Below are 24,570 nucleotides of genomic sequence, written 5' to 3'. Positions count from 1 at the left end.
GGCTTCTACAATGACTACAACGTTCTTCAAGAGAGAGTCAAGACCTGTTCATGGATTAAACGAAGATGAATTGAGAGAAGCACTCGTTATCTATGAAGAGAAGGTTACAGCAGAAATCATCGCAGAATTTGAAAGTGAGTACAATATTAGCTTAGGTGATTCTGAGAAAAAGGTAATTGATATATTTATTAGCAAGGCAATGACAAAAGGCATGGAGATTGTCGCCGATACAAGCTTAGTAACAGATTACTACAAGGAAGTTAAGAAGATTGAAACAGATGACCGCCTTGGCGTATTAGATAAATCAGATAATACATTTTATCCTTGTAATGTAGGAGAACATTGGACAACTCTTTCTAACATACTTGACGAGAAGTATGAGAATCTATATGAGCCTTTCATAGAGTTAATGCATATCAAAAAAGGTGAAAATGAGTACGAAGGTGTTACAAGAGACTATTTAGACAAGTTTATCATGGATACATTCCAGTTTCTTGGTCAGAATAGAGAACTGAGTGGCTACCTAGAAGAAGCCAAGACAGAATGGTAGGAAACATAATAAAATCGTTATTTTATTATTAATAGAGGTGATTGGCATGCATGGCAACTGGTGTATCATTTGTAGAGAATATGTTGATGAATGTACTTGTGAGGAGGATTAACAATGGGAATGCGTAAATGTAAATGGTGTCATGGTTGGTACAATCAGCAAGAGACAGAAGTTTATTGTTGGTCATGTAGGGAACAGGGAAATGATAAGAAGCTTATGGAATTGAAGCGCTTGAAAGAACTGGAGGCAAGGAAGTAATGCGTTTAAAGGATATGAATTTTAATATAGATTTAGGTGAAGGTGACTACTATAAAGTCTCTAATGGCAAGTTCACTTTTCGCCTAAGAGGAGAACAGCATACTATTGGCTCTAAGTTATATCCTATTACAGCCAAAGATAGAGCGCAAGGATTCGCTAATGGCGTAACAGAGAATGGTCATCATCTAGAAGTGGCTGAAATGATGGGTAGAAGTAATTGGGAATTTAAGAGTGGTTATTGCTACACGAACGCTGAAATCCTATGCAGAGTATTTAACGAAATGGGGATAGATGCTAAGTATTACTCAGGTTGGGTGTTTACAGGCTTATCAATGCCCATTCATCATGCGTGGGTTGTAGTTGATGGTAATGTATATGATATCTCTATCCATATGACATCACAATACCTAATGATGGAGCAGGCTGTCGAAGGCATAGACTTACGTAGTAAAGAGGCTGTAAAGGCTGTTAAAGAGGCGATGAGCAAGACTAAGCCTATCCAAGACCATTTTGTTTGGGGCAAAGTTCCTGACCACATGTTTTACGTAGGTAACGAAGATACTCCTGATTCAGCTAGAAAGAACTATGCGAAGGCTATTAAAGCTTCAAAAGACGTGTCTAATCATCCTTCATACAACCATATGAATAAGGGTGATATGTACGAAGCTAGTCCGTATCAAAAGGCTTTAAATGAAGTGTAATTAATCGTTGACACAGTGTAGTTAACCATGCTACACTTCTAATATAATTATTGAACAAAAGTATTGAAATAATAGGAGGATTTAATATGATTAAGATAGAAAGTTTTTCGATTACAAAGAAGGAATTAGAAGCGAGAAACAATGTTGTAAAGTATTATGAAGACAGATTTAAAGAAAGAGCGCAAGAGCAACTTCTTCAAGATTATTGCAAGGATAAGAATGGTTGGACAGATGCTTTTGTCAAAAAGTTTATTGGACGACTATCGTTAGGGGAATTTATCCAAGTGTTTATCTATGGCAATTATGAAGTAATTAAATCAAAAGAAGAGCAACTTGCAAATTACTATGAATCAGTAGGTAATGGAGTAGATGGTGTCGCAATCAAGCTCAATATTGAAAAGGTGCTAGATATCTTGCAAATCAAAATCAAGGGGATTAACGAATGAAGAAGCCAATGGAGTTAAACGAACTAGAAACAGTAATCTTAACACAATTACTATTAATGGATTTAATGGGCAAAGACCAACGTGAAGTCTTAGAGTCAGCAGGAATTGATAATATGAAGAAGGCTGTTGCAAAGATTCAAGGATTAGACTTTGAGGATGTTACATTTGAGGAACAGGAAAAGGTAACTGCATCGTTACTTACAAAACTGTATTCTCAATTAGGAATTATAGATTAAACAAAAGTATTGATATGGGAGGCAATCAAATTGAAATACATTGCTTGTTCAAATTCAGAATGTGACAAGAAGATTTATAAAGGGGAAGAGTGCTACAGAGAGAGTTATTATGGTGGAATTACTTGCTCTGACGCATGCATGAAGAAATGGATGGCAGAGCATTTTTCTCCAAGTGAACATACTTATGACCCAAATGAAGATGGATATACACCATCCTGTGCAAATTGTCATTTCTTCACAACGTCACCAATTCAATACCCTTGTGGCAAGTGCATGAAGACAGATGAAGTCGTTGGGATATTCGATACTTGTAAGTCTCATAAAGAGGCAGGAAAGTATGTGACCAACGATACAGTTGCGATTCACACTGGATATAACATTGTAGAAGTTTTACAAATGGCTATGGGTAATAAAGATAAATAGGAGGTAGCTTATGACTACAGTAAAAGGTACAGCTAAATTAAAGAGAATTATGTTCCCAAGAGGTGTCTATGAGACAAGTGGCGGATTTACAATTGCATCATTTGAGCCAGTTAACATCGAAGAAGGGGATATAGAGCTACATCATTCATTTGGCACGTTCTCTATCAAAGGTGAAATGCCACCATTAAAAGAGGGCGCTGAATATTACTTCATCGCAGAAGAAGGCGAGCGTCATCCTACATTTGGATTAGGATATGAATTAGCATTTATGCGACAAAACATCGATTTAGATGCGAGTAACAAGGACTCTGTGCGAAGATTCCTAGAGATTGTCTTAACACAGAAGCAAGCAGATGCTTTATGTGAGGCATTTGAGAATCCAATAGCAGTTATCGAAGAGAAAGATGTAAAGCGATTGTGTCAAGCGAATGGTATTGGATTAAAGACTGCTAAGCGCATTATAGACCTGTACGAGTCACAGAAGGACTATTCAGAAGCTTATATTGAGTTGGGTAAGTATGAGTTAACACCTAAGACAATTCGCAAAATCACTGATTATTATGGCTCTCCTGAGTTGGCTATTCAGAAGGTTAAAGAGAATCCATATCTATTAATGGAGATTGATGGCTTTGGGTTTAAGAAGTGCGACAAGATGTTCTTGCAATTAGGTGGGGATGTTCATGCCCACGTTCGTATCAAATCATTCTTAGTTCATGTATTGCAAGAGGAAGCAGGGAAAGGTCATACGTGGTCTCCACCAATCGAGTTATTAAGAGCAACATTTGAGTTTATTCCTAATGTAGACAAGTCTATTGTTGGTAAAATGCTTGTAGAAGATACAGATACCTTCTATATGACAGAAGATAAAAGTAAAATTTCACTTACTGGATTTCAAAGATTAGAAGACTTAGTCGCCAAGGAGTTGCACCGCATTCTAAAGGCAAAAAATGACTTCGATTACAAGGGATGGGAAGTAGCAGTTGATGCCATTGAAGAGTTGCAAGGATGGAAATTCACAGAGCAACAACGTAATGAGGCAATGGTAATGATGCTTGAGAACAATATATCAATTCTGCAAGGTTATGGTGGTACTGGTAAAACAACAACCCTAAAAGCAGTAGCTGATTTCCTTGAACAGAAAGGTTATTTATATGCTCAATGTGCGCTAAGCGGAAAGGCTTCTTCGAATCTAGCGTTGGTAACTGGGAAAGATGGCAGTACAATTCATAGACTTCTAGGATATTCTCCTGCAAATCTAGGGACAGGATTCTATTACCATGCAAACAATAAACTACCCTATGACATTGTCATTATCGATGAGATATCAATGGTTGATGCACGTTTATTTGGTCACTTACTGCTTGCTATTCGAAGTGGAGCTAAGATTATTATGCTAGGTGATAGTCAGCAGTTAGAGAGTATTGGTATCCCAGTCATGATGCCAATGATTGAAAGTGGAATTATCCCAACGATGACACTAACTCAGATTCACCGTCAGGCACAGAAATCTGCTGTCGTAACGGATTCTATCGCCATTCGTCAAGGTGTACAGGTTCTAGGTCGAGAAACAGGTCGTGTAGTGCATGGTGAATTACAGGATTTAGAGTATGACCTAATCGAAGATGACGACAAAATCTTCTTACATGTTATGCGTGAGTTCTATAAGTACAGCCAAACTGAGAGCATCTTGGACATTCAAATCCTTACTCAACAACGTGAGAAAGGGAAGGCATCTTGCCTATTGCTTAATAACGCTTGTCAGAAGATTTATAACCCACAAAACGAAAAGAAGGAAGAGCATTTCATTGGCAAGGTAAATAAGAAGGTTGTAGATGGGGTAGAGGTTGAAGAGAGAGAAGGATACTATCTGCGTGAAGGCGATAAGGTTATTAATATCAAGAACAACTATGATTCTGTTGATGAGTTTGGAGCATCATGTCCTGTATTCAATGGCAATATTGGTATCTTAGAGCGTTTTGATGTCGATGAAGAGGGCGACAAATTCATGCTAATTAACTTTGAGGGAATTGGAAACGTTCGAATCTATGAAGGTAATTATCGCTCTATCGAATTAGCATACTGTATTACAATCCATAAATCACAGGGTTCATCTAATAAGATTATTATCATTGCATTGCCATTCCATTTCACACTGAATTCACGCCAGTTATTCTATACAGCTATCACTCGTACTCGAAAGCATTGTGTAGTCATTGCTACGAAGAAGACTATTGTGAAGGCGATTCAGAAGGATGATGTGAGTAATAAACGCACTTATCTTGCAGAGTATCTTCAAAAGCTAGATAAAGAAGACAAGATTGCTTAATTTGAAATTTATTAAACAAAAGTATTGAAATGATAATCTACATGTGGTATAATTGTCCTTGTAGTGATGCTACATGTGTATAAATTATACCACTAAACAAAATTATTAAAATAAGAGGTGTTGTCATGTTAGTAGCTTATGCATCTATGACAGGCAATGTAGAAAGATTTGTCTATAAGTTAGACTTCCCACTATTCAATATATTAATAAGAAAAGGTACTACTGCCGTGTATGAGCCATTTGTACTCATAACATACACAACAGGATTTGGACAGATTCCTGAGGAAGTAGAGAGATTCCTTGAGACAAATCATCATAATCTAGTTGCTGTAGTAGGAAGTGGGAATAGAAACTGGGGGACAATGTTCTGCGGTGGCGCTGTCAAAGTATCAGAGAAGTACAACGTTCCACTACTTCATAAATTTGAACTTAGTGGTTTAGAAAGCGATGTGGATATCGTTACAGAAAAGATTGAGGAATTAGAAAGGATGAAGTAAGTTTGGCAAAATGGATTGAGCTTAACAACGAAGTAAAGATACAAGATGAAAATGGTCAATATCAATATAGTAAGGATAGAGAGGCTGTTTACTCATACTTTGTTGACCATGTAAATAAGAAGATGCAGTACTTCCATGATTTTGATGAGAAGCTAAAGTATCTATTAAAGCATGATTACTGGGATAGCAGTGTCATTAAGAAGTATAAGGATAGTGAAATTAAAGAGCTTCATAAGATTGTATATGGTCATAAATTCCGCTTCAAATCATTTATGAGCGCATTCAAATTCTATAACAACTATGCTCTTAAAACAAACGATGGAGCAAATTACCTAGAACGATATGAAGATAGAGTTATGGCAAATGCGTTATTCTTAGGTGATGGCGACTTTGAGAAAGCTAAAGCAATTGCAAAACAGCTAATCAAGCAAAACTATCAACCTGCAACGCCAACATTCTTAAATGCTATGAGAAGTAGAGCAGGGCGCTTAGTATCTTGCTTCCTATTACAAATGCCCGACAGCACAGAAGGTATCTTCTATATCAATGAAGCAGTTGCACAATTATCTCGCTTTGGTGGCGGTGTAGCAGTTAACTTATCTGTATTACGTGGCGCTGATGAGCCAATTAAAGGTATGGAAGGCGCATCTACATCAGTGGTAGGTATTGCTAAGATTCTAGAAGATATCGCTCGTAAATTCAATCAGCTTGGACAACGTGAAGGTGCTGTTGCAGTATATATCAACGCATTCCACTCAGATTCAAAAGCAATGTTGTCAACGAAGAAGATTAATGCAGATGAGAATGAGCGATTAAAGACTTTATCATTAGGATTAATTATCCCTAGCAAGCTTTACGAATTGGCTGAGAAAGATGAGCAATGGTTCTCATTCTATCCAAACTCAGTATTTAAAGCATATGGCGTTCATTTAGATGATATGCACATGGATGAAATGTACGATGAGTTACTAAATAATCCTGCTGTTCGCAAGAAACCGATGGGTTCTGCTCGTGCATTCTTCGAAGAAATTGGTAAAACACAATTGGAGAGTGGCTATCCTTATATCTTGAATCGTGACGTAGCAAACAAGGTTCATATGTTGAAAGATATTGGCGATATTAAAATGTCTAATCTTTGCGTAGAAATCTTGCAATTGCAGACTCATAGTCATGTAGAATCACATAAAGGGACAGATGAGTTTGGATACGATATCTCTTGTAATCTAGGTTCTTTAAACATTGCGAATGTAATGGAGAATAAAGAGGTAAAAGATGCAGTTAAGATTGCTATTGACGCTCTTACAACAGTTACTCGTAAAACATCTATTGATGAAGTACCATCTGTTAAGAAGGCAAACGATTCATTCCGAAGCGTTGGATTAGGTGTTATGAACCTTCATGGATACCTTGCTAAGAACTTCATTTCATATGAGAGTCGAGAAGCAAAAGACTTCGCTAACGTATTCTTTGCAATGATGCGATTCTACGCATTAGAGCGCTCTATGGAACTAGCGAAAGAGTACAGTCCATTTGACCACTTTGAGAAATCAGAGTACGCTAAAGGAACTGCGTTAACTCGTTATATCGAGAAGTCTCACGCTCCTAAGACAGATAAGGTTGCTAAGTTATTCGAAGGCATCTATATCCCAACTCAAGAGGACTGGGAACGCCTAAACGAGCAAATCATGGAGCATGGTATCTATTCAGCTTACTTGCTTGCGATTGCACCGACTGGCTCAATTTCATATGTTCAGAATGCTACGCCATCAGTAATGCCTATCACAGAGAAAATTGAGACTCGTAAGTATGGCGATTCTACAACGCATTACCCAATGCCATTCTTAAATGCTAGAACATGGTGGTTCTACAAAGAAGCATACCAAATGGATATGATGAAATTAATTGACCTTATGGCTGTTATTCAGTTACACGTTGACCAGTCAATCTCGACAACACTATTCGTTGATGACGAAACGACAGACGGTCAATTGGCACGACACTACATCTATGCCCACAAGAAAGGTCTTAAAACGCTTTACTACACAAGAACAAAGGTATCTTCTCAAGAAGACTGCTTATCTTGTACAGTTTAATCTAAAATATATTAAACAAAATTATTGAAATTACAACCCGATTATGTTAAAATTAATAGGAAGTTGAGAATTTTCTCTCCTTCCTATTAAACAAAATTATTAAAATAGGAGGCGAATTGAATTTGCTGAATAAGAAAAATCAACATTACGATGTATTAGGTCGTTTTCGAGTGAACACAGGTAGAGGCGAAATGGAATTCTGTAGAGTAAAGTTTATGGCTACGAAACATGAAGATGTCATTCCTGCAACAAAGGTGGAAACAGGGGATTTTGAAGATACTTCAATTGCAGTAAGACCGACTCCAGTAAAACCAATCTTAGTTGCAAAAACAACAGAAGAAGATAAGGCTAAAATTATAGAAGCTTTTGAGAAGACTAAGGGACAGCCTGTAACTATAATTGAGCCTAATTCTAAGATAGTCTCTCTGAAAACAGAAGATGTGTTAACTGAACAAGGGTTAACTGTACCAATTACTCCTAAAGGAATCAAAATCATTGCTACAAATCCAAAAGGGAACGAGTTTGTAGTAGACAGTCTCTTAGAATTAAATGAGTTTTGTTCTAAGAATAATCTAGATGTCGAAGGTGTTCAAGCTGTTATCGATGGCGCACAAAAGACACATAAAAAGTGGAGGTTCGCTAAAGCATGACAACAGATTTAAGAAAATTATCACCTGAGAAACGTAATGAACAGCTAAGTGAAAGCATAAACAAACGAATTCACAGAGCAGTAAACTGGAACAGAAAAACAGATGCTTTCACACTTACATTTTGGGAACAAAATATCAAGCAGATGTGGACTGATACAGAGTATGTTCCTTCAAAAGACAAACAAGTATGGGGTCGCTTAGAGCCTATCGTACAAGAAACATATAAAAAGGTATTGGGTGGTTTAACTTTACTTGATACGAAGCAGGGTAACTTAGGAATGCCTAGCATCTTAGCGCATGTTGATGATTTGCAACGTAAAGCTGTTTTATCATTTATGGCAATGATGGAGAATATCCACGCAAAATCATACTCAACAATCTTTACTACATTAATTAGTAATAGTGAAATCGATGAAGTATTTGACTGGGTAGAAGAGAATCAGTATCTACAATTCAAAGCTGATTTAATCTCTTATTACTATGAAAATATCACTGACAAAAAGAGCTTATATCTTGCTATGGTAGCCAGTGTATTCTTAGAAAGCTTCTTATTCTACAGTGGATTCTTCTTACCATTATATTTGAGTGGTCAAGGCAAGATGGTAGCTAGTGGTGAGATTATCACGAAAATCATCCAAGATGAAAGTATTCACGGCGTATATGTTGGATTGCTTGCACAGGAACTATACACTGAACTAAGCGAAGAGGAGCAGAAGGAAGTAGATTATGAAACAATCAAGCTTCTTGAAGAGTTAATGGAGAATGAGTTCCATTACACAGAAGAACTATATACTGCTCTAGCATTAGACCATGAAGTTAAGAACTTCTTAATCTACAATGCAAACAAAGCAATGATGAACTTAGGAAAAGCTCCACATTACGAAGATAAGAAGATTAATCCTATCGTTCTAAATGGCTTAAGCACTGACTCTAAAACACATGATTTCTTCTCTACAAAAGGCTCAGGCTACATTATCGCAAAACATCAGCCTTTAACAGATGAAGACTTTAACTTCCCAATCGACAATGAGTTCGATTAAGCAAAAGTATTAACATATCAAGGTGGGATGAGAGTGAAAAAGCGCATTATGATATTAGCATTATCCATCGCAGTCTTAGCAGGCTGTGAGGATATTCGCTATGAACAGACAACTGGCGATGCAAAGGTTATTGAGAAATGGGAGTACACAGAGACTATTAGCGGTGCTTGTTATCCATATGTGGTAGGTAATATATCTATGGTTACATGCGACCCTGACACAGAAGAGACTCATTACAACGTGAAAATTGAATTCGAGGGCATTAATGCAACGCTCGATAATAAAGCTTTATATGATTCAAATGCAACATCTATCCCAGTAGCACATGTCAAAGAGTTTGGCAAAGAGACTGGAGAATTCAAAAAAGAATACTTAAAACGAATAGGGGATTAAACAACGATGAAATTAATTAAATTTAAACAAGAAAACTGTACACCATGCAAAATGTTAGACACGTTCTTAAAGAACGAAGTAGAAGTTGAAGCAGATTTAATTGCTAATATTACAACTGGTCAATTAACAGATACAAAGACAGGCGAAGTGAAAGCTGATGAGGCATTTATGTTAGCAGGACAATTTGGAATCATGAAGACTCCTACACTTGTATTAGTGGATGATAACTTCAATGAGATTCAGAGCTTCCGTGGCGTTGGTCAAACTGGCGTTCGTGAAATTCTAACTAAGCGTGGCTTAATCTAATAAGCAGGGGAGAGCGATTCTCCCCTTTACATATTTAAAAGGGAGGTTATTTCATTGACAAAGCCATTAGTTGGTCAAAAGGTTTATCTAGAGCCATGTGGAAATCAAGCTAGATATGGAGTAAAAGGGATACGAGAGTATGAAGTCAAGAAGGTAGGGAGAAAGTATTTCTTCGTAGGTGTAATTGGCGATGATAGAGACTTTTCGTGGATTAAGTTCTATATAGAAGACTTAAGACAGGTTACAGATTACTCTCCTAATTGGACACTATACTTCTCAAGACAAGAGATACTTGATAGACAAGAGTACATCGCTCTAATGTCAGAAATATCAAGTTTATTCCGTTATGGCAGTAGCTATCATAACCGTGCAGATAAAATCACCCTTGAGCAATTAAGGAAGATTAAAGACGTTCTAAATTCATGACACTTTTTAAACAAAAGTATTGAAATAACACTAAGTTTAATGTATAATCAAATTATAAGTTAAACAACAGGAGGAAATGATATGTTAAACGAATCTAGTAAGGTAAAGTTATTCACACACAATGATATGGATGGCGAGGCATGTGAGATTTTAGGTCGATTGGCATTTGATAATATTGATGTAACAGTCGTTCGCAATCCTCAAGATGCAAGCAAGAAGGTTTCTGAGTTCGTCAATAGTGGAGCATTCACAAACTACGATAAGATTTTTATCACTGACATCTCTGTAGATGAGGCGACAGCAGAGTTAATCAACAACTTAGAATGGGAATTACATCGCTTCTCATTACTAGACCATCATGGTACTGCAGAGTTTTTAAACAAGTATAACTGGGCAGAAGTAAGCGTAGTAGGCGCTTTAGGAAAGAACTCAGGCACAAATATGTTCTATGAATTCCTTTCAATGCATGGATTCTTCCAACGTGAAACCTATCGAGATGCTCTTACTGTATTCGTTGAAAAGGTTCGCAGATATGATTCATGGGAGTGGAAAGAGATTTACAATGACCTTGAAGCATCTTCATTAAATCAACTATTTTGGTTACTAGGTCAAAGCAAATTCGTAAATACATTCGTCAAGCGATTCAAAAACTCAACTATCTTTACTATTCGTGAAGGCTCTTGGAGACAAATGTTCAGCGATGGAGATAAGGTTGTTATTCAGATTGACAACGATAAGAAAGATTCATATATTGACCGCAAAGAGAAGCAGATGATGGTTAAGAACCTCCTTGGCAACAAGATTGGTGTTGTATTCGCAGAGCAATACATCAGCGAGTTAGGCAACGTATTATCAGAGCGTCATCAAGACCTCAAATACATTGTAATGATTGATATGGGTAACAAACGTGTATCTTATCGCACAACTCATAATAATATCGACCTTGGCAAAGAAGTCGCTAAAGTGTACGGTGGCGGTGGTCACGCTAAAGCAAGTGGCTCATCATTTGGAGAACGAGTATTAAATCTTTCGTTCAATGTAATCTTCGGATTAGGATTAATTGGCAAGTTAACAAAAATTATTGACAAGATTAAGAAATAATGATAGAATGTAATGGAGGGCAGGAAGGCTTTTCTTTCTTCCTCCATTGAACAAAAGTATTGAAACAATGGTAGGAGGTGCATAAGACAAATAGAAGAGGAGAATTAAGATGGTAAAAGACTGGACAACATTAGAATTAGTAGAGTTTCTAAACTCGTACAATAGAGTATTTAAGACAAATAAACAAGAGGCGTTAAAGCATCAGTATTTATACGTTGAGGCATTTGCAGAGTTATCAATGAGAACGCCCTTAATGTCGCTTTTATACTAGGAGGATTCCATGATTAAGGTGTTAAAGGTTAGATGTTTACGTGACGTTGAGGCTCAGAAGAATGGGACGTTCACGTCCAACAATACTTACTGGGGAAGATTTTCAAGAGATGGTAGCACAATGTTGTTAAGCAATGAGAATCAATGGGTTAATGCTCTTGATGTAAGAATGACAACAGGGATACCAATTATCGTCCACTTCTCAGTAATAGAAACCAAATATTTAAAGAATAAGAAGGAGCTAAAGGCTCTAACAGGAGGATTATCATGAAGGTAAGTATAGATAAGGCGAGACCTAAAGATATGGTTATGAAAGGCGATATCTTAGTCTTTCAATCTAGATGTGGTAGAACAATGTATTATCTTGTTATTGAGGATATGCCTCGTAGCAAATATCTTCTATTAAACTTAGAAGGTAATAATCTCATGTCTTCGGTTGAAACAAGCAACGTATCTCATATTCTTAAAAAGGCTAAAGAGAAGTTTCGTAAACTTGATTTCGTTAAAGTTATTCCTGCGGAGACATTTGAATTAAAGTCAATATAGCAAGGAGGATTGCGATGTCAAATAAACAAGTAATCTTGTATTTCTTAGAGTTAAGTTGGTATCAAACACTGCTTTATGGGTTTCTAGTAACCTTAGATGGGATTAAACAAGGAGAGTTTGATTTATTTCAACCAGTAGGAATCCTATTTCTTTTACTAGCTACATTGATTGAGACAATGCTCGTAATGAAATTAGAAGAGAAGAAGAGTAAACGTAAAAACTAGGAGGTATTTTCATGGATAACATTAAAACTGATAAATTAATTGCTAAACACGTTATGGAGTTACATGATTTTAGCACAGAGGATTTTTCTCCATCTACTAATATGAACCACACTCTGTTAGTTATGAAACGATTAAAGATGCTTGGATTTAGTGTTCTGCTTCGAGACTGTGCGAATGAGGATTGCGGGTTAGTAAGAAATGAAGAAGCTACTCGTGATGATTATTACTGTAACGTTAGCATTGGCAGTGTATATAATGAGAAGCTTTGGTATAAAAGCATTGCAAAAACACCTCAGATGGCTGTCTGCCTATCTGCATTAAAAGCGATTGGAGTTATTAATAATGACTGAAAGAGTTGTAGTTGTTGTGTTCGTAGAAAATAGTAAGCAAATGGAAAGTTATTTTAAACTATTCAGACTTATGATGAAAGATAAGATACAAAAAGCACATCTAAGTAAAAACACATCGTTTATTGAAAGTGATAAATTTCACATCGGGTTTCATATATTAGGGATTCATTCTCGTGGGATGAGAGCGCATTACGTTATTAATATGGTTCAAAACAAGGATATGCATCATCAAATTGCGTTACCACTAACTCATGTTCATAGTTTTCTAAAAAACGACCCCGAGTGGGCAGAGTTATTCTAGTTAATAAAATCCATATTTTAATAAGAATCTAGGAGGCAACTAGATTGAGAATTTATGCTTTAATCCTAGCTAGAGATGTAGTTCTTATCACAGATAATGCTAAAGATTTGTTCGATAGAAATATTAAGAACGATGAGTACATTGGCAAAGAGTTTTATGCGTGGAGAAGAATAGATGTTTGGCAGGATGGTAAACAGATTAAAACAATTACAATAAGTGGGAATAAACTTGTGGAAATGCCTCAAAGCGCAGAAGAGGTATGGGAAGCAATGATTAATTAGGAGGCAATTATGACTAAATATCAAAAACATGACAGAATCAAATTTACAAAGGATACAAGTGTTCCATTAAGCCCATTTCATTCAATGATTATTCGTAAAGGCAAGGAATTTGAAGTTCTTGATGTAACATCGGACGATTACAAAATAATGAACATTAACGATAGTTCTACTATGATATTGTCTCGCTCTATAATTGAAGAATCAACCATTTCAATTCGACCTGCAGTAGCAAGCACAAAGCGATACTCAAAGGTCATTCTAAGTGGACTAACCTATGGCAGAGCTGTAGATATGGCAATTCATGAAGGCAAGAAAGTTACTCGTGCAATTTGGGATGGATACTGGTGCAAGCAAGATATTATGGGGCTACAAAACGAGAGTCTTCCTATGTGGCAAGGTGAATTTCTAGTAGCAGTATTAAAGAGTGGTGGATATGCAATCGCAACTCCATACCAAGAAGATATGCATGCTACTGACTGGATGGTAGTGGAGTAATGACACCATACGAACTAGAGCCATGGCGCAGATTCCAACTTGGAGAGATTGACTTTAGAGAATGTGTTGATGAGATTGCCAAGAGAATGGAAGAGAATATTGAGTCCTAAGCAAGTTATTGAAACTTTGCTAGAATTCGACCCAAAGCATATACCTTTGTATATCGAGATATGCGTACCAACAATCATCTTATTAGTAATTTTAAACTTGTTTAATTAAACAAAATTATTGAAATCGGAGGAATGAAAAGTGGAATACAACGAAAAGAAACGTCAGGAACGCAAGCGTGACCAAATATTAAGAGTGTTAAAAGAGAAGGGTTCTGCAGGCGTAACAAATGCAGAGCTATCAGCGACTGTCTCACTTCGTTATGGAGCGCATCTAGGCAGTCTGTATCAATTAGGATACAAGATTAACAAAGAGTCACTTGGAGAAGGCTTATTCCGCTACACATTAGTAGGTGAGCCATCAGAAGACTTTACTGGCAAGCAGAAGGCTATGGATGCTTTAAAGTCAGAATTAACTAAGCAAGGCAATTCCTTTATCATTCCTCAATTAGAAGAGATAATGAACACCATTGGTATCGCAGTTCGATACAAGGGTGGCACTCACAACGCATAGGGGGCTTTACATGGACATTGTAATCAAAGAACTACTACACAGGTTGCGACAAGCAGAACAAACGCTTGAGCATTACAGAAGGAAATCAGACCCTTCTCTGCGACAATACTTCCCTGTATTAGAAGAAGAGATTGTCCAATATAGTAAAGCCATCAAAATCATTCAAGAATCAGAGGTGAAATGAAGTTGAAACTAGAGGATTTAAATGAATGCTATAATGTAGCATCATTAGTAGACGCAAATTATGTAGCTGTTCGTGTTCGAATTGGCGCAGAATCAAATGGTGAAGAAGAGGTAATTATCAATTCACGAAAGAACTTTGCAAGTAAGAAAGCTTATTATAATCGTACTTACGATGAGAACTTACAACACAAAATATCAATCGTTCCAATCTGTATTACAGGGTTCGCTCATGGCGACTCATACGCAGAAATAGAAGACAAGCTAGGGCTAAAACCCTTTTCATTAGAACGTCAGATTAAACAAAATTATTAAAATGGAGGTATCGTCATGGATACAAATAAACAAGAGAAAAATCAAGAAGCAGTAGAACAAGAAACAGTAGTAGAGGAAGTAAATCCATTAAGCATTCGAGTTGTATTACTTGAGGGAAGCCCACTTGAATTCATGGTTAACAATATGGTTCAAGGACAGTTCCGAGAGTGGATTACACAGAATGTGGCTAATCAAGTTAATAACGATGGAATCTTCCTTGGAAACACATATATCCCTAACTCAAAAATCAAATACTTCGAAGAAGCTTAAGGGGTGATTTAAGTGATAAAAGTTGAGATGGAGAAAGAGGATTTATTCGCTATCATCGGTGTTTTAATCAAGGTTAAGGCATCTTATGGGGTTACTAATGAAAGATTCGAAGGGTTACTACAAAACCTATTAGTACAGGCTAGTGAATCTGTAACCGTAGAAGAAATGCAACAAATGTTGAAGGACTTAAACAAGTAATTTAGAAAGGATGGGTAAGTCATTGAGTAGATTTATAATCAACTATGATGAGTTACCCATTTCTGTAAACAACTATATCAAGCCATCTGCAAAGATTGTATATGGCAAAGCACTCATACACATGTACGAAACAAGGGAAAGTAAAGACTGGAAGAAGCGATTTGAAGCTTATTTAAAGCGAGAAGTAACGAAGCAGAAATGGGATAAAACTCAGACTGCAGAAGGTCATTGGTATCTAGATTGTGTATTTGTACAGTCTAGGACAAATCAAGATAACAACAACTATTACAAGTTGCTATGCGATGCTCTCACAGGTATTGTTATAGAAGATGATAAGAATGTACTAGTGAGAACTCAAAAGGTATTGTACGATGCCAAGAATCCAAGATTTTATGCTATTCTACGACCTGTTGAATACACTGGGATATTCAATACTGAAACAGATTATGCTCAGTTTTTTGAAGGAAACTGTGCAACATGTAAGAAAAACCATGAAAAATGCTCTATCTTAAGAAAGGCTAAAGAAGGTCGGATACAAGAAGAGATAAGTGGTAATAGTGGAAGTCATATATGTTCTAAGAAGAAGTCGTGAAATACGGCTTCTTTTTTACATATAATTTAACAGTTGATTACTGAGTTACTGTATTATATAATAAGAAGAGATATGAATATATGAGAATTATTAATGGTTTAGGAGAATTGCTAATGAATATCGAACGCCTTTTCCATGAAGAGATTCGAGACAAGAAGAGAATAGGTAGCAATATATTCTCAAGAGTATCCACACGTAAGGGTGGAGGAAATCAAGCGTTAAGAACACCTTCCTACTTTATGAAAGGAAGTAATAAATATAAGAAACTCAGTGGAGATGTGGAGGTTTACAACTTGAATGATATAATCAGCTATCAAGAGTTTTCAGATAAAGATAAGAGTCAACAGAAGATGTTTATGGAGACATGGAAGGCTAAGTATAAAGCTAAAGAGATACAGGACAAGATGGGGATATCTAAGAATGTCTACTATAAGATTATTGAAAATCTAGGTCTTCCAACAGAAACTAGAAGAGGAAGACATCCAAAAAATGCAAAGCCTGAGGACTTACATGTTATATTAAGTGATGAAGAAATGAGTAAGTATATGGATGACTTTATAGACTTTCCATTATTTAAGCAACTGCCTAAGCATCAGCAAATCCCTCTATTAGAAAGTTACTTAAAAGATTTCCCAGTGCAATCAGAACTAGCCAAAGTATGGGGCGCTGACTTAAAGTATGTCTACTATATTAGTAGCGTTGCTAGGAAACAAAAGCAAAAACAGGAACAAAAAGAGAACGAGAGCAATGTAGAAGTTGTTGGAGAGCATACAGAAAGAAAAGAAGAGGTCGCTATTCCTGCATCAGTAGAGCCAATAGTTGCAACTGCTGAGGAGTTAGATACTGTTGTGGACGAAACAGTTGTCGAGGATAAGCCTCAAGATATCGAATCAGAAGAGGACAATACAATAGAAGAAACTCTCGAATCACAGGAAGACAATATAATGGAAGAAACTCGTCAAAATGAAGAGAATGACAACTCTTTAACTATCGAAATCAAAGGTAATTACAGTACAAATGCTATCATGAAATCTATTCAATCTATACTGACAACGCTAGAGAGTGAAGAAGAGGTCGTTAATATCGATTTGAAGGTGAGAAAGAGATGATTCAAGAGCATAAATTCAATGCAGAATTAAGCATAGAAGTATATGAAGCTTGTAAAGATTCAATCGAAATTAAGGGATGTTACAATAATGTTTTCAACGTACTAAGGGATTGGGAATATGGTAATAAGTTTTACAGCAACAAGTGGAAGATTGCTTATGGATATGTAAGCATTCACGAAGTTGAAGGATTAATGGCGAGACATGCTTTTATATTAGATGAGAATAATGATGTAATAGACCCAACTATAGTGACGACAAGTACCTTTGATAAGAGTTATAAATACGAGTATGTATCATTTAAAGTATTTAATCAGCTAGGAGATTATACTAATACTATTAGCAACAACGATGGAATGCCTGCTTTATTCAACGTTTTTCGTAAAGAAGAGATGGAAGCGAGTCAATGGGGAATGAAGAGAGGAATAATGATGATAGGATAAGAGAGAATATATATTCTCTCTTATTTTTATGTATTTTTTTCAATGATGTACCTCATACCAACCTCAATCAAATCATTGTTCTTAGCACCAAGATAGATTGCTCTAGTTTTTAATTGCTTAAACAATACCTCGCTATAGGTAGTATTGACCTTAACTCTGTCACTTGGTTTTTGTCTTTTCTTATAATCACCTTTATTTGTGAAATTATCCAACACATATTGAATTCCATCTTCAAGCAGAAAGTTGTAAGATGTATCTTGCTCAACAGCAATCAACTTTACTTTATCTAACAATTCTGTACTTAGAGTAGTTGTATAATTCTTCCTGTCGGGATTTAAGATTCTGATTTCAGTTTTGTAAGCCAATGGGAAAGACCTCCTACATGTATAACTGTATAGCTATATTGTAATGCGATTGTAACAAAAATGCCAGTTTTTTCTTTATCGTCTCAAAATCCAAGAATACTCATCCCAAAGAGATATGAGTGTTAAATTGTATGCGAAATCAACACAATTATATTCATACATAATATGGTGTATTTATACATAACATCTCAATAACACAAGGATACTAGTCATTTTGAGAGATTTCTTTTATACAGTTATACATGTGCTTAGAATATATGTTATGTAAACTAGTAAATAAAACAAAAAAGAGCATACCCTTTGTCAGAGCATGCTATGAACACTTGAGATATTATTTATTCAGTTGGTATACAATATCCAAACCTTATGAACACTTTCAGTTGGAGCGTCCCCCAACGTATCGATACAAATGTAATTATACTATTTTTCGTATAGACTATCAATAGTCTCTATCATATTAAATTAATGTTACAAGTAGAGTAAATCCCTTGACTTAACTCTACTTAACCATTCTTGACCGAAAGGTAAAGTTTTGTTAAGATATTTATAATATCTTTCAAAGGAGATTTTAAAATGACTAATGTAACCTCTAAAAGAGTTAGAATGTTAAGAATTAAGAAAGGATTAAAACAGAAAGAATTAGGAGAACTATCAAATGTATCAGAAGCATTCATATCTATGATTGAATCAAATTCAAAACAACCGTCACGAGAAACAACTGCATTGCTCGCAGATGCTCTTGGTGTTTCATCTGACTACCTTCTTGGATTATCAAATACAGAAGATTTGTTACCATACTCTGATACAAGAAGAGAATTTGAGCCAGTAATAGAGATTGTTGAGCAATTAGATGAGGATAAGCGTATAATGGTCATAAAGATGATTCAATCCATGGTCAAGTCAATATAGTATTTCTTGCAACATTTAGAATAACTATGTTACAATTAGCATATAATAACAAAAGAACCCGATGCGCTAACATCGAGTTCAGTGTACAACTAATTACAGCATTGTGGTTAGTTTATCTAATTCAATTATTTGGAATCAGAAGAAGAACCATCAGCTTGGTCGGCATCGTGGTTCTTTTTCTTTTCCTGTTTTTCTAGGAATTTTACAGTGATGTATTGTGAAACACCTTTAGTTATCCCTTCGATAATCCAGTTTAAGAAATCCATTCGGCTCACCTCCCTTCTCTTAAATTGCAAGAAAAGGTAGATAATCCTCCCACGAATGCCAAAAAAGTTGTTACCTTAATTATACCATAATATACTAGAACGTACTATATATTCCCACATGCAATGAAATATAATTATATGATATAATATTGATAGATTCGTCATTTTTATCTAAGGCATCCTTTTGAGTCAAGGGTGTCTCTTTTTATTTGTTATTTTACTGAATATTCTGAAATATATTGATAAATTCCATAATCCAACCTTTTCCATTTTGTAATACTATATAATAGGAAGAAACACGATATATATGGATGAGGAGGATACTATGAACGTTCCAGTCAAAGGAAACGAGAAAATTACGCAGTTATTAAATGAATGGTATATTGAGATTCGCGCTAGACGAATTGGTCAAGCGCATAGATTAAAAGAAGAGATTGATAAGAAGATTGATAATATAGAGAAAGACCAGACTCTACTACTATATTATTCTCTTTTAGATTTTCGATTCCAGTACATTGTTGATAATTTAGGAGTCTCTGTTAACAGCTTTGATAAGGTTGAAGAATTTGAGATTCCAACTAATAACTTCTTAACTTATTACTATCACTTCTTTAAAGCAATACATGCTTCGGGTATTGGCAACTATACAATTGCGAAAGAACACTTTGACAAAGCAGAAGCTCTTCTTGAACTAGTCCCCGATGTGATTGAAAAAGCTGAGTTTTACTATAAGTTAGGTGCTTTTCATTATGATATTTATGAATCGCTTAACTCAGTTAAATATGTAACAAAAGCAAAAGAGATTTTTGAAGAGAATGAGAATTATGAACGAAATGTTGGATTCTGTGAGAACCTTTTAGGAATGGCATGTACCAATTTAAGAGAATGGATATTGTCAGAAGAGCATCTTGTGAAAGCTATGGATATTTTTCAAAAGCTCAAAGAAGAGAAATTCATTCTTATGGTTCGTCATAACCTAGGTCTTCTCTATGCAGGACAAAACATGTCTGAATTAGCTATTAGATACTTATCGGAAGTATCTGAGAAGAAGCCAAACCATTTCAAAGCAATATTCATCGAAGCGAAGGAATATTATAAATTGGGAGAACATGACACAGTAACGACATTGATTGCAAAAGGACATCAACTATGTATTAAACTAGGTAATGAAGAATATTGTCATCATTTTGAGATTTTAAATGCTCTTAATGGGAATGTTCTAGCCGAAGAGCTTGAAAGAATAGTCCTAGCAGGAGTTTCATATTTTGAAAAAGAAGAGCTACATGAATACATTCAAGAATATAAGGAACAATTAGCAGTTCGCTTTTATAAGGAAGGCAATGATTCAAAGGCGAGCAAATACTTCTATTTAAGTTCTCAAGCAAGAAAGAAATCTTTTGATAAGGGGGCATTAAAATGAAGAAAGTAATATCTAGTTTAATTGGGATTATTACTGTTTTAACATTGACGTTCGGTGTTCAATCACCTACAGAGGTACAGCGAGCTTCTGATATAGTTCAATACGCACATGGAGACCACGGCGGTTGATAATCTCTATCTCTTCCATTTCATAAAGAAAGATGCTAAAATAAATATATAAAAATTATCAGTGCTATTAACGCTGAAAGACTTTCAATAAAATTTATTTCTTTCCTTTGCTCATGTTAATCATTCCCATAACAAGCATGAGTAAAACAAACCCACTCTACTACCAATAGGGTGGGTTTTATTCGTCTCGTATCGGAATTTTTAGAGCCTCTCTTTTGTTACACTTACATATTTAACCAAATCAAAAAGTTCATTAGGGGTCAGGTTATTTCCATTACGAAAGCTATCTTTTATACCTAAATCCTCAAGCACTCTAGACTCATCTAAAGCCACATACACAAGTTCTGAGCATATCATATTATGAGGATTGTTCAATTTGTTTTCTCCAGTTAAATGAAACATCTTTCTAAGAACATACCAAATTAATTGCAAGTAATCATATCTTCTGCCAACGTATCTCATAGCACAGTTATATACCATTCTTCGTTGATGTGCTGTTAATCCTAAATCAACTACTTCAATAATATTATACTCACCCTTATCAAATGGAATAACAGTAACCTTTGAGCCTGCTGTAGCTTCGATTATATGAGTCTCTGAAACTGCGATTGCAACATGACTGAATGTCCCTCTGTCTACGAATCTAACTAATTTAGAGATAATTCCTTTTCCTTGAACGAATACAATGTCTCCTTGTCTCACGATTCTCACCGACTTTCTTCCTATTTATATATAGCAAAATAGAGAGACTATTAGCCTCTCTATCCCAATAGTGCTATTTGTTTCTTATTACTTAACGTGAACGTAAGCAGGACTTGCAGTGATGTAGAAGTATTTACAACGGTACATCTTAGAGCCTGCAACAGTTAACTCTTCAAGAATTGTAAACGCCTCTCCTTTTGGAACAGTTTTCTCTTTTGCATTCCAATCTGCAGAGCTGTAAACCCAAAGCTCTTCTGCGTCCACAACTACTAACTTACCTACATTACTAGTTTGTCTACGAGCGAAACGAGTGTAGCTAGGGTCTCCATATACCCATGAATTACCAACATTTAACCAACCATCTTGCTCTGCCCATACAACATAGCTCTCAGGAGAGTTAAGTTTACGAATGAATTCACCGCTTGTGCTTGGAGACTTACGTAGGTTAACGTTTGTACCAGTGATATAAACGATACCTAATCCTTCTGTTCCTGCATCGTCACCGCCACTTGGAGGTGCTACTGTACTACCACCACTTGAACCATTGCTACCTTGAACCATACTCTTGAATCCTTCAAATCCACCTGTACGATTTAAGATTGGTCGTGGACAATACTTACCTGACCAACGTTGGTGAGGAACTACATTTCCAATTCCAATGCCAATTTGTCCCATTAAGAACTTAACTAATTTAGCAACGTTTGCTAATGCTTTCTCAAAGTTTCCATCTGAGTTTTCACAAGTCTCGATACCGATTGATTGGCGGTTACCTGTTCCTGTATTACCATCCCCTGCATGCCAACCATTTTCATTAATTGGTAAATGTTGAACAATGCGATTGCTGTCTACTGTGAAGTGCCAAGACTTCCCATCTCCACCGTTAACTAAATAGTTAGCATGCGCTCTAGCATCTGCACCTTTTTCTGTATTTTCAGTTGTATGAACAGTAATATACTTAGGACTCATAGCGTTTTGAGGTCTGTTGTTATTACTTGCAGGGATAATCTTCGTTTCGAAAGGTACTCCACCGATATTTGATACACTAAATACTGTCATATAAATCTCCTTCTCTTGCTCTCTAGCAAGCTCTTATTTTTTTATGTGAAGAAGGACTCTCACCTTCTTCACGTTTCAATACTTTTGTTTAATACTATTTTTCATAAGTGATTTTCAGTCTTGGAGCATTTCCTCCATCCCAAGCACCACTAAATACACCATAGTAATCTCTGCTATATGAATCTGCAAAGATACTAATTCCTTTATAGTATCCATCACGGATACCTTCTCCTAGAGCAATTGGCATATCAATCCACATACCTTGACCTCTAGATGTAAATCTTTGATACTTCGCACCATACACAGAATGACCAAAGTAATCGGGTTCATTCGAATGATTGTGATAACCTATTACTGCTGTACCTCCTGCATAATACCACCAATGCTCGGCGTATAAGTAGAGTTCAACCTTCTTGATTCTAGCCCCTGCTAGTTTAGATTGGATATCTCCAAACCCACATAGCGAACGTTGAAGTCCCCATGGCTCTGCTTCACCATAGTAACCTTGTACAAGTTTGTCGGCACGATAGTCAGTACGTCTAGAGCCAGTTTGTCGATATGTTTGTGTCCAAGATGCCCAAAATGTCTCAGTGTATGTTTGAGACGATATGTTTGACCAACTAGAGCCATTCCACATATTAACTTTCGCATCATCCCAACTAGAACCATTCCATCTCTTGACCCTTGCATCGTACCACTCTGAACCGCTCCATCTTTTAATTCTACTCACTCTAACTCCTCCTTCCTACACTTGAATCCAAATATCACCATAGGAAGCATTAGATGGAGCATCTCCTCGAATATGGAGTCTTTTCCCTTGGATTTTGATTTGGTTATTGAATTCAATAGAAGATTCATTTCTATTTGCTGTAAAGAAGTATCTATCATGTTGCCAATCATACAATCCCATTTGCTTTGAATTGTTGTTCATGTAGAATCCCATACCAACATCACTATCATTCGCCTTAAAATGAACTCTTGTCTCCTTGTTCTTACTATTAAATTCAATTCCATAATCAGATGTGATAACCCCATCTCCTCGAACTCTCATATCTCCATAGAATTGAGAACGAAGAACTAGAGTACCAGTACTATCAACGAATACACGACCAATCTCACCGTTTCCACCTTCTGCGAATATAAGGTCTCCCGAATTCATAGAGCCTGCAGGCGCACGAAGGATAATATCATTACCGTTAGTCACGATAACATTCTTTTGGAAGTTAGGCTCTGCGTCAACTCTAGCAAATGAACTGGCATGGAATCCATCTAACTTATCAGCATCTAAGCCACTCGTATGACCACTATTTCCTGTATGCCAAATCGAATGCTCATTTGTCCCATCATAGAATTTAAGAGCATTTTTAATGCTAGTATGAATAACAGTTTGAGCATTTGTATCGCCGATAATAACAGCATTTGCTGTGCTAACTCGACCAATATTCAAGTCTGCGCCACCTGTAGTTTTCCCTGCGTATGATTGGTTGTTCGCCATCGATGTTTTTCCAGTTAAAGAACCGCCACTAAGCTTTAAATAAACGTTATCATGATTGTGGCTAGTCATCTTACCGTTTAGAGATGCAATGTCAGCCTCTGCCTTATTAATATCAGCTTCTGCTGTTTTTAATCGACCATCTATTGCAGTTACAGATGAGCTTAGAGAATTTAAGCTTGTTTGGATGGCATCAATTGAATCTTTAGTTGCTTTACCTAAAGCAATCCAAGTTCCTGCCGTTCCATTATAAATAGGTCGAACATACATAGTATTAGTTGTTCTATCAAAGAATGTTTGCTTTGAGATTAACCCAACACTCTCTACGCTTAGTAAATAGATGACTCCTGCTGACATTGTTACTGGAGCATCTGTGCAATCTTTAATTTGATATAACCCAGTATCCTTAACTGTGGCTAGGCTCACAGATTGTACAGGCTTACCCTTAAAGAGCATCTCTTCGATATCAGATGTTACTGCTCCATTGGCATCTAATACTTTTACTTGCTTCGTCTGCGTTTCATAATGAATGGTGTTGAATTTTGTACCATCATGATGATTCGCTCTTGCCTTTTGAATTACCAAGGCGCTTTC

Annotated in this window: 40 protein-coding genes; 34 read left to right on the top strand and 6 right to left on the bottom strand. The window is 36.2% G+C overall.

Annotated elements, in window-relative coordinates; all coding sequences use genetic code 11:
- Positions 1 to 10: 10 nt before the first annotated feature.
- The 31 genes from ACTFRS_RS25865 to ACTFRS_RS25715 all read left to right on the top strand — a co-directional run bounded on the left by ACTFRS_RS25865 (position 11) and on the right by ACTFRS_RS25715 (position 17,638).
- Complete coding sequence (locus tag ACTFRS_RS25865; RefSeq protein WP_319616217.1) at positions 11 to 550, top strand: hypothetical protein; 540 nt, start codon at positions 11 to 13, stop codon at positions 548 to 550.
- A 114-nt stretch (positions 551 to 664) separates the two neighbouring features.
- Positions 665 to 808 (top strand): hypothetical protein, encoded by a 144-nt coding sequence (locus tag ACTFRS_RS25860; protein WP_319611540.1) that lies wholly within the window; start codon positions 665 to 667, stop codon positions 806 to 808.
- Complete coding sequence (locus ACTFRS_RS25855) at positions 808 to 1,509, top strand: hypothetical protein (protein ID WP_440025572.1); 702 nt, start codon at positions 808 to 810, stop codon at positions 1,507 to 1,509. The genes ACTFRS_RS25860 and ACTFRS_RS25855 overlap by 1 nt, the downstream gene beginning before the upstream one ends.
- Before the next feature lie 86 nt (positions 1,510 to 1,595).
- Complete coding sequence (locus ACTFRS_RS25850) at positions 1,596 to 1,955, top strand: hypothetical protein (protein ID WP_440025573.1); 360 nt, start codon at positions 1,596 to 1,598, stop codon at positions 1,953 to 1,955.
- Positions 1,952 to 2,191, top strand: a complete 240-nt coding sequence (locus ACTFRS_RS25845) for a hypothetical protein (RefSeq protein ID WP_151035725.1) — start codon at positions 1,952 to 1,954, stop codon at positions 2,189 to 2,191. The genes ACTFRS_RS25850 and ACTFRS_RS25845 overlap by 4 nt, the downstream gene beginning before the upstream one ends.
- A gap of 30 nt (positions 2,192 to 2,221) precedes the next feature.
- Positions 2,222 to 2,614 (top strand): hypothetical protein, encoded by a 393-nt coding sequence (locus ACTFRS_RS25840; protein ID WP_440025575.1) that lies wholly within the window; start codon positions 2,222 to 2,224, stop codon positions 2,612 to 2,614.
- Between the two features lie 10 nt (positions 2,615 to 2,624).
- A complete protein-coding gene (locus ACTFRS_RS25835; RefSeq protein ID WP_440025577.1) occupies positions 2,625 to 4,940 on the top strand; it encodes an AAA family ATPase in 2,316 nt (771 codons plus the stop codon).
- A 125-nt stretch (positions 4,941 to 5,065) separates the two neighbouring features.
- Complete coding sequence (nrdI, locus tag ACTFRS_RS25830) at positions 5,066 to 5,437, top strand: class Ib ribonucleoside-diphosphate reductase assembly flavoprotein NrdI (protein ID WP_048559053.1); 372 nt, start codon at positions 5,066 to 5,068, stop codon at positions 5,435 to 5,437.
- Between the two features lie 2 nt (positions 5,438 to 5,439).
- Positions 5,440 to 7,530: a class 1b ribonucleoside-diphosphate reductase subunit alpha gene (nrdE, locus tag ACTFRS_RS25825; protein ID WP_250670378.1), complete on the top strand. Its 2,091-nt coding sequence runs from the start codon at positions 5,440 to 5,442 to the stop codon at positions 7,528 to 7,530.
- Between the two features lie 122 nt (positions 7,531 to 7,652).
- Positions 7,653 to 8,180, top strand: a complete 528-nt coding sequence (locus ACTFRS_RS25820; RefSeq protein ID WP_440025580.1) for a hypothetical protein — start codon at positions 7,653 to 7,655, stop codon at positions 8,178 to 8,180.
- Positions 8,177 to 9,220 (top strand): class 1b ribonucleoside-diphosphate reductase subunit beta, encoded by a 1,044-nt coding sequence (gene nrdF, locus ACTFRS_RS25815; RefSeq protein WP_095209819.1) that lies wholly within the window; start codon positions 8,177 to 8,179, stop codon positions 9,218 to 9,220. Before ACTFRS_RS25820 ends, nrdF begins: the two co-directional genes overlap by 4 nt.
- Before the next feature lie 33 nt (positions 9,221 to 9,253).
- The gene (locus tag ACTFRS_RS25810) at positions 9,254 to 9,613 is read left to right on the top strand and encodes a hypothetical protein (protein WP_440025582.1); all 360 of its coding nucleotides are present in this window, start codon (positions 9,254 to 9,256) and stop codon (positions 9,611 to 9,613) included.
- 6 nt (positions 9,614 to 9,619) lie between these two features.
- On the top strand, positions 9,620 to 9,919 hold the full coding sequence (locus tag ACTFRS_RS25805; RefSeq protein ID WP_440025584.1) for a thioredoxin domain-containing protein: 300 nt from the start codon (positions 9,620 to 9,622) through the stop codon (positions 9,917 to 9,919).
- Positions 9,920 to 9,973: 54 nt separating this feature from the next.
- Positions 9,974 to 10,345: a beta barrel domain-containing protein gene (locus tag ACTFRS_RS25800; protein WP_440025586.1), complete on the top strand. Its 372-nt coding sequence runs from the start codon at positions 9,974 to 9,976 to the stop codon at positions 10,343 to 10,345.
- A gap of 81 nt (positions 10,346 to 10,426) precedes the next feature.
- Positions 10,427 to 11,446: a DHH family phosphoesterase gene (locus ACTFRS_RS25795; RefSeq protein ID WP_440025588.1), complete on the top strand. Its 1,020-nt coding sequence runs from the start codon at positions 10,427 to 10,429 to the stop codon at positions 11,444 to 11,446.
- Between the two features lie 109 nt (positions 11,447 to 11,555).
- On the top strand, positions 11,556 to 11,717 hold the full coding sequence (locus ACTFRS_RS25790) for a hypothetical protein (protein ID WP_157669209.1): 162 nt from the start codon (positions 11,556 to 11,558) through the stop codon (positions 11,715 to 11,717).
- An 18-nt stretch (positions 11,718 to 11,735) separates the two neighbouring features.
- On the top strand, positions 11,736 to 11,987 hold the full coding sequence (locus tag ACTFRS_RS25785) for a hypothetical protein (RefSeq protein ID WP_157669210.1): 252 nt from the start codon (positions 11,736 to 11,738) through the stop codon (positions 11,985 to 11,987).
- Positions 11,984 to 12,262, top strand: coding sequence for a hypothetical protein (locus ACTFRS_RS25780; protein ID WP_048559060.1), 279 nt, complete (start codon positions 11,984 to 11,986; stop codon positions 12,260 to 12,262). Before ACTFRS_RS25785 ends, ACTFRS_RS25780 begins: the two co-directional genes overlap by 4 nt.
- Before the next feature lie 14 nt (positions 12,263 to 12,276).
- Positions 12,277 to 12,486, top strand: coding sequence for a hypothetical protein (locus ACTFRS_RS25775; protein WP_048559061.1), 210 nt, complete (start codon positions 12,277 to 12,279; stop codon positions 12,484 to 12,486).
- An 11-nt stretch (positions 12,487 to 12,497) separates the two neighbouring features.
- A complete protein-coding gene (locus tag ACTFRS_RS25770) occupies positions 12,498 to 12,836 on the top strand; it encodes a hypothetical protein (protein ID WP_048559062.1) in 339 nt (112 codons plus the stop codon).
- Positions 12,829 to 13,137: a hypothetical protein gene (locus tag ACTFRS_RS25765; protein WP_048559063.1), complete on the top strand. Its 309-nt coding sequence runs from the start codon at positions 12,829 to 12,831 to the stop codon at positions 13,135 to 13,137. Before ACTFRS_RS25770 ends, ACTFRS_RS25765 begins: the two co-directional genes overlap by 8 nt.
- Positions 13,138 to 13,181: 44 nt before the next feature.
- A complete protein-coding gene (locus ACTFRS_RS25760) occupies positions 13,182 to 13,418 on the top strand; it encodes a hypothetical protein (RefSeq protein ID WP_319611526.1) in 237 nt (78 codons plus the stop codon).
- A gap of 9 nt (positions 13,419 to 13,427) precedes the next feature.
- Positions 13,428 to 13,913, top strand: a complete 486-nt coding sequence (locus ACTFRS_RS25755; RefSeq protein ID WP_319611525.1) for a Thoeris anti-defense Tad2 family protein — start codon at positions 13,428 to 13,430, stop codon at positions 13,911 to 13,913.
- A 303-nt stretch (positions 13,914 to 14,216) separates the two neighbouring features.
- Complete coding sequence (locus tag ACTFRS_RS25750; RefSeq protein WP_319611524.1) at positions 14,217 to 14,534, top strand: hypothetical protein; 318 nt, start codon at positions 14,217 to 14,219, stop codon at positions 14,532 to 14,534.
- A 10-nt stretch (positions 14,535 to 14,544) separates the two neighbouring features.
- Positions 14,545 to 14,718, top strand: coding sequence for a hypothetical protein (locus tag ACTFRS_RS25745; RefSeq protein ID WP_157669211.1), 174 nt, complete (start codon positions 14,545 to 14,547; stop codon positions 14,716 to 14,718).
- 2 nt (positions 14,719 to 14,720) lie between these two features.
- Positions 14,721 to 15,029 (top strand): hypothetical protein, encoded by a 309-nt coding sequence (locus ACTFRS_RS25740; protein WP_048559067.1) that lies wholly within the window; start codon positions 14,721 to 14,723, stop codon positions 15,027 to 15,029.
- A gap of 15 nt (positions 15,030 to 15,044) precedes the next feature.
- Positions 15,045 to 15,299 (top strand): hypothetical protein, encoded by a 255-nt coding sequence (locus ACTFRS_RS25735; RefSeq protein WP_319611522.1) that lies wholly within the window; start codon positions 15,045 to 15,047, stop codon positions 15,297 to 15,299.
- A gap of 12 nt (positions 15,300 to 15,311) precedes the next feature.
- On the top strand, positions 15,312 to 15,497 hold the full coding sequence (locus tag ACTFRS_RS25730; RefSeq protein ID WP_319611521.1) for a hypothetical protein: 186 nt from the start codon (positions 15,312 to 15,314) through the stop codon (positions 15,495 to 15,497).
- 22 nt (positions 15,498 to 15,519) lie between these two features.
- Positions 15,520 to 16,089, top strand: a complete 570-nt coding sequence (locus ACTFRS_RS25725; protein WP_250670356.1) for a RusA family crossover junction endodeoxyribonuclease — start codon at positions 15,520 to 15,522, stop codon at positions 16,087 to 16,089.
- 113 nt (positions 16,090 to 16,202) lie between these two features.
- Entirely contained in the window at positions 16,203 to 17,198 is a 996-nt protein-coding gene (locus tag ACTFRS_RS25720; protein ID WP_440025594.1) for a hypothetical protein, read from the top strand.
- Positions 17,195 to 17,638 carry a hypothetical protein gene (locus ACTFRS_RS25715; RefSeq protein WP_440025595.1) on the top strand — a complete coding sequence of 148 codons (444 nt, stop codon included), beginning with the start codon at positions 17,195 to 17,197 and terminating at the stop codon, positions 17,636 to 17,638. Before ACTFRS_RS25720 ends, ACTFRS_RS25715 begins: the two co-directional genes overlap by 4 nt.
- 26 nt (positions 17,639 to 17,664) lie before the next feature.
- On the opposite strand, the gene ACTFRS_RS25710 is transcribed toward ACTFRS_RS25715, so the two are convergent.
- Positions 17,665 to 18,003 carry a hypothetical protein gene (locus ACTFRS_RS25710; RefSeq protein ID WP_048559072.1) on the bottom strand — a complete coding sequence of 113 codons (339 nt, stop codon included), beginning with the start codon at positions 18,001 to 18,003 and terminating at the stop codon, positions 17,665 to 17,667.
- A gap of 573 nt (positions 18,004 to 18,576) precedes the next feature.
- Here ACTFRS_RS25710 and ACTFRS_RS25705 point away from each other — a divergent pair.
- Positions 18,577 to 18,912: a helix-turn-helix domain-containing protein gene (locus ACTFRS_RS25705; protein ID WP_048559073.1), complete on the top strand. Its 336-nt coding sequence runs from the start codon at positions 18,577 to 18,579 to the stop codon at positions 18,910 to 18,912.
- A gap of 125 nt (positions 18,913 to 19,037) precedes the next feature.
- Here the strand turns inward: ACTFRS_RS25705 and ACTFRS_RS25700 are convergent, their stop codons facing one another.
- Entirely contained in the window at positions 19,038 to 19,178 is a 141-nt protein-coding gene (locus ACTFRS_RS25700) for a hypothetical protein (protein WP_158227749.1), read from the bottom strand.
- 325 nt (positions 19,179 to 19,503) lie between these two features.
- Here ACTFRS_RS25700 and ACTFRS_RS25695 point away from each other — a divergent pair, with 325 nt between their 5' ends.
- On the top strand, positions 19,504 to 20,598 hold the full coding sequence (locus ACTFRS_RS25695) for a Rap family tetratricopeptide repeat protein (RefSeq protein WP_250670352.1): 1,095 nt from the start codon (positions 19,504 to 19,506) through the stop codon (positions 20,596 to 20,598).
- The gene (locus ACTFRS_RS25690) at positions 20,595 to 20,726 is read left to right on the top strand and encodes a Phr family secreted Rap phosphatase inhibitor (protein WP_250670350.1); all 132 of its coding nucleotides are present in this window, start codon (positions 20,595 to 20,597) and stop codon (positions 20,724 to 20,726) included. The genes ACTFRS_RS25695 and ACTFRS_RS25690 overlap by 4 nt, the downstream gene beginning before the upstream one ends.
- A 201-nt stretch (positions 20,727 to 20,927) precedes the next feature.
- Here the strand turns inward: ACTFRS_RS25690 and ACTFRS_RS25685 are convergent, their stop codons facing one another.
- From ACTFRS_RS25685 to ACTFRS_RS25670, 4 genes are all read right to left on the bottom strand, one after another.
- Complete coding sequence (locus ACTFRS_RS25685) at positions 20,928 to 21,437, bottom strand: YiiX/YebB-like N1pC/P60 family cysteine hydrolase (RefSeq protein WP_250670348.1); 510 nt, start codon at positions 21,435 to 21,437, stop codon at positions 20,928 to 20,930.
- A gap of 78 nt (positions 21,438 to 21,515) precedes the next feature.
- Entirely contained in the window at positions 21,516 to 22,484 is a 969-nt protein-coding gene (locus ACTFRS_RS25680; RefSeq protein ID WP_440025597.1) for an N-acetylmuramoyl-L-alanine amidase, read from the bottom strand.
- Between the two features lie 94 nt (positions 22,485 to 22,578).
- Positions 22,579 to 23,214, bottom strand: coding sequence for a hypothetical protein (locus tag ACTFRS_RS25675; RefSeq protein WP_048559076.1), 636 nt, complete (start codon positions 23,212 to 23,214; stop codon positions 22,579 to 22,581).
- Between the two features lie 15 nt (positions 23,215 to 23,229).
- Entirely contained in the window at positions 23,230 to 24,561 is a 1,332-nt protein-coding gene (locus ACTFRS_RS25670) for a pyocin knob domain-containing protein (protein WP_440025599.1), read from the bottom strand.
- Between the last annotated feature and the right edge of the window lie 9 nt (positions 24,562 to 24,570).

This window comes from Bacillus cereus group sp. MYBK139-1 (assembly GCF_051916915.1).
GTDB classification, from domain to species: domain Bacteria; phylum Bacillota; class Bacilli; order Bacillales; family Bacillaceae_G; genus Bacillus_A; species Bacillus_A pacificus.
Note: the sequence above shows the minus strand (reverse complement) of the source record. Positions and strands in the feature narration are given on the sequence as shown.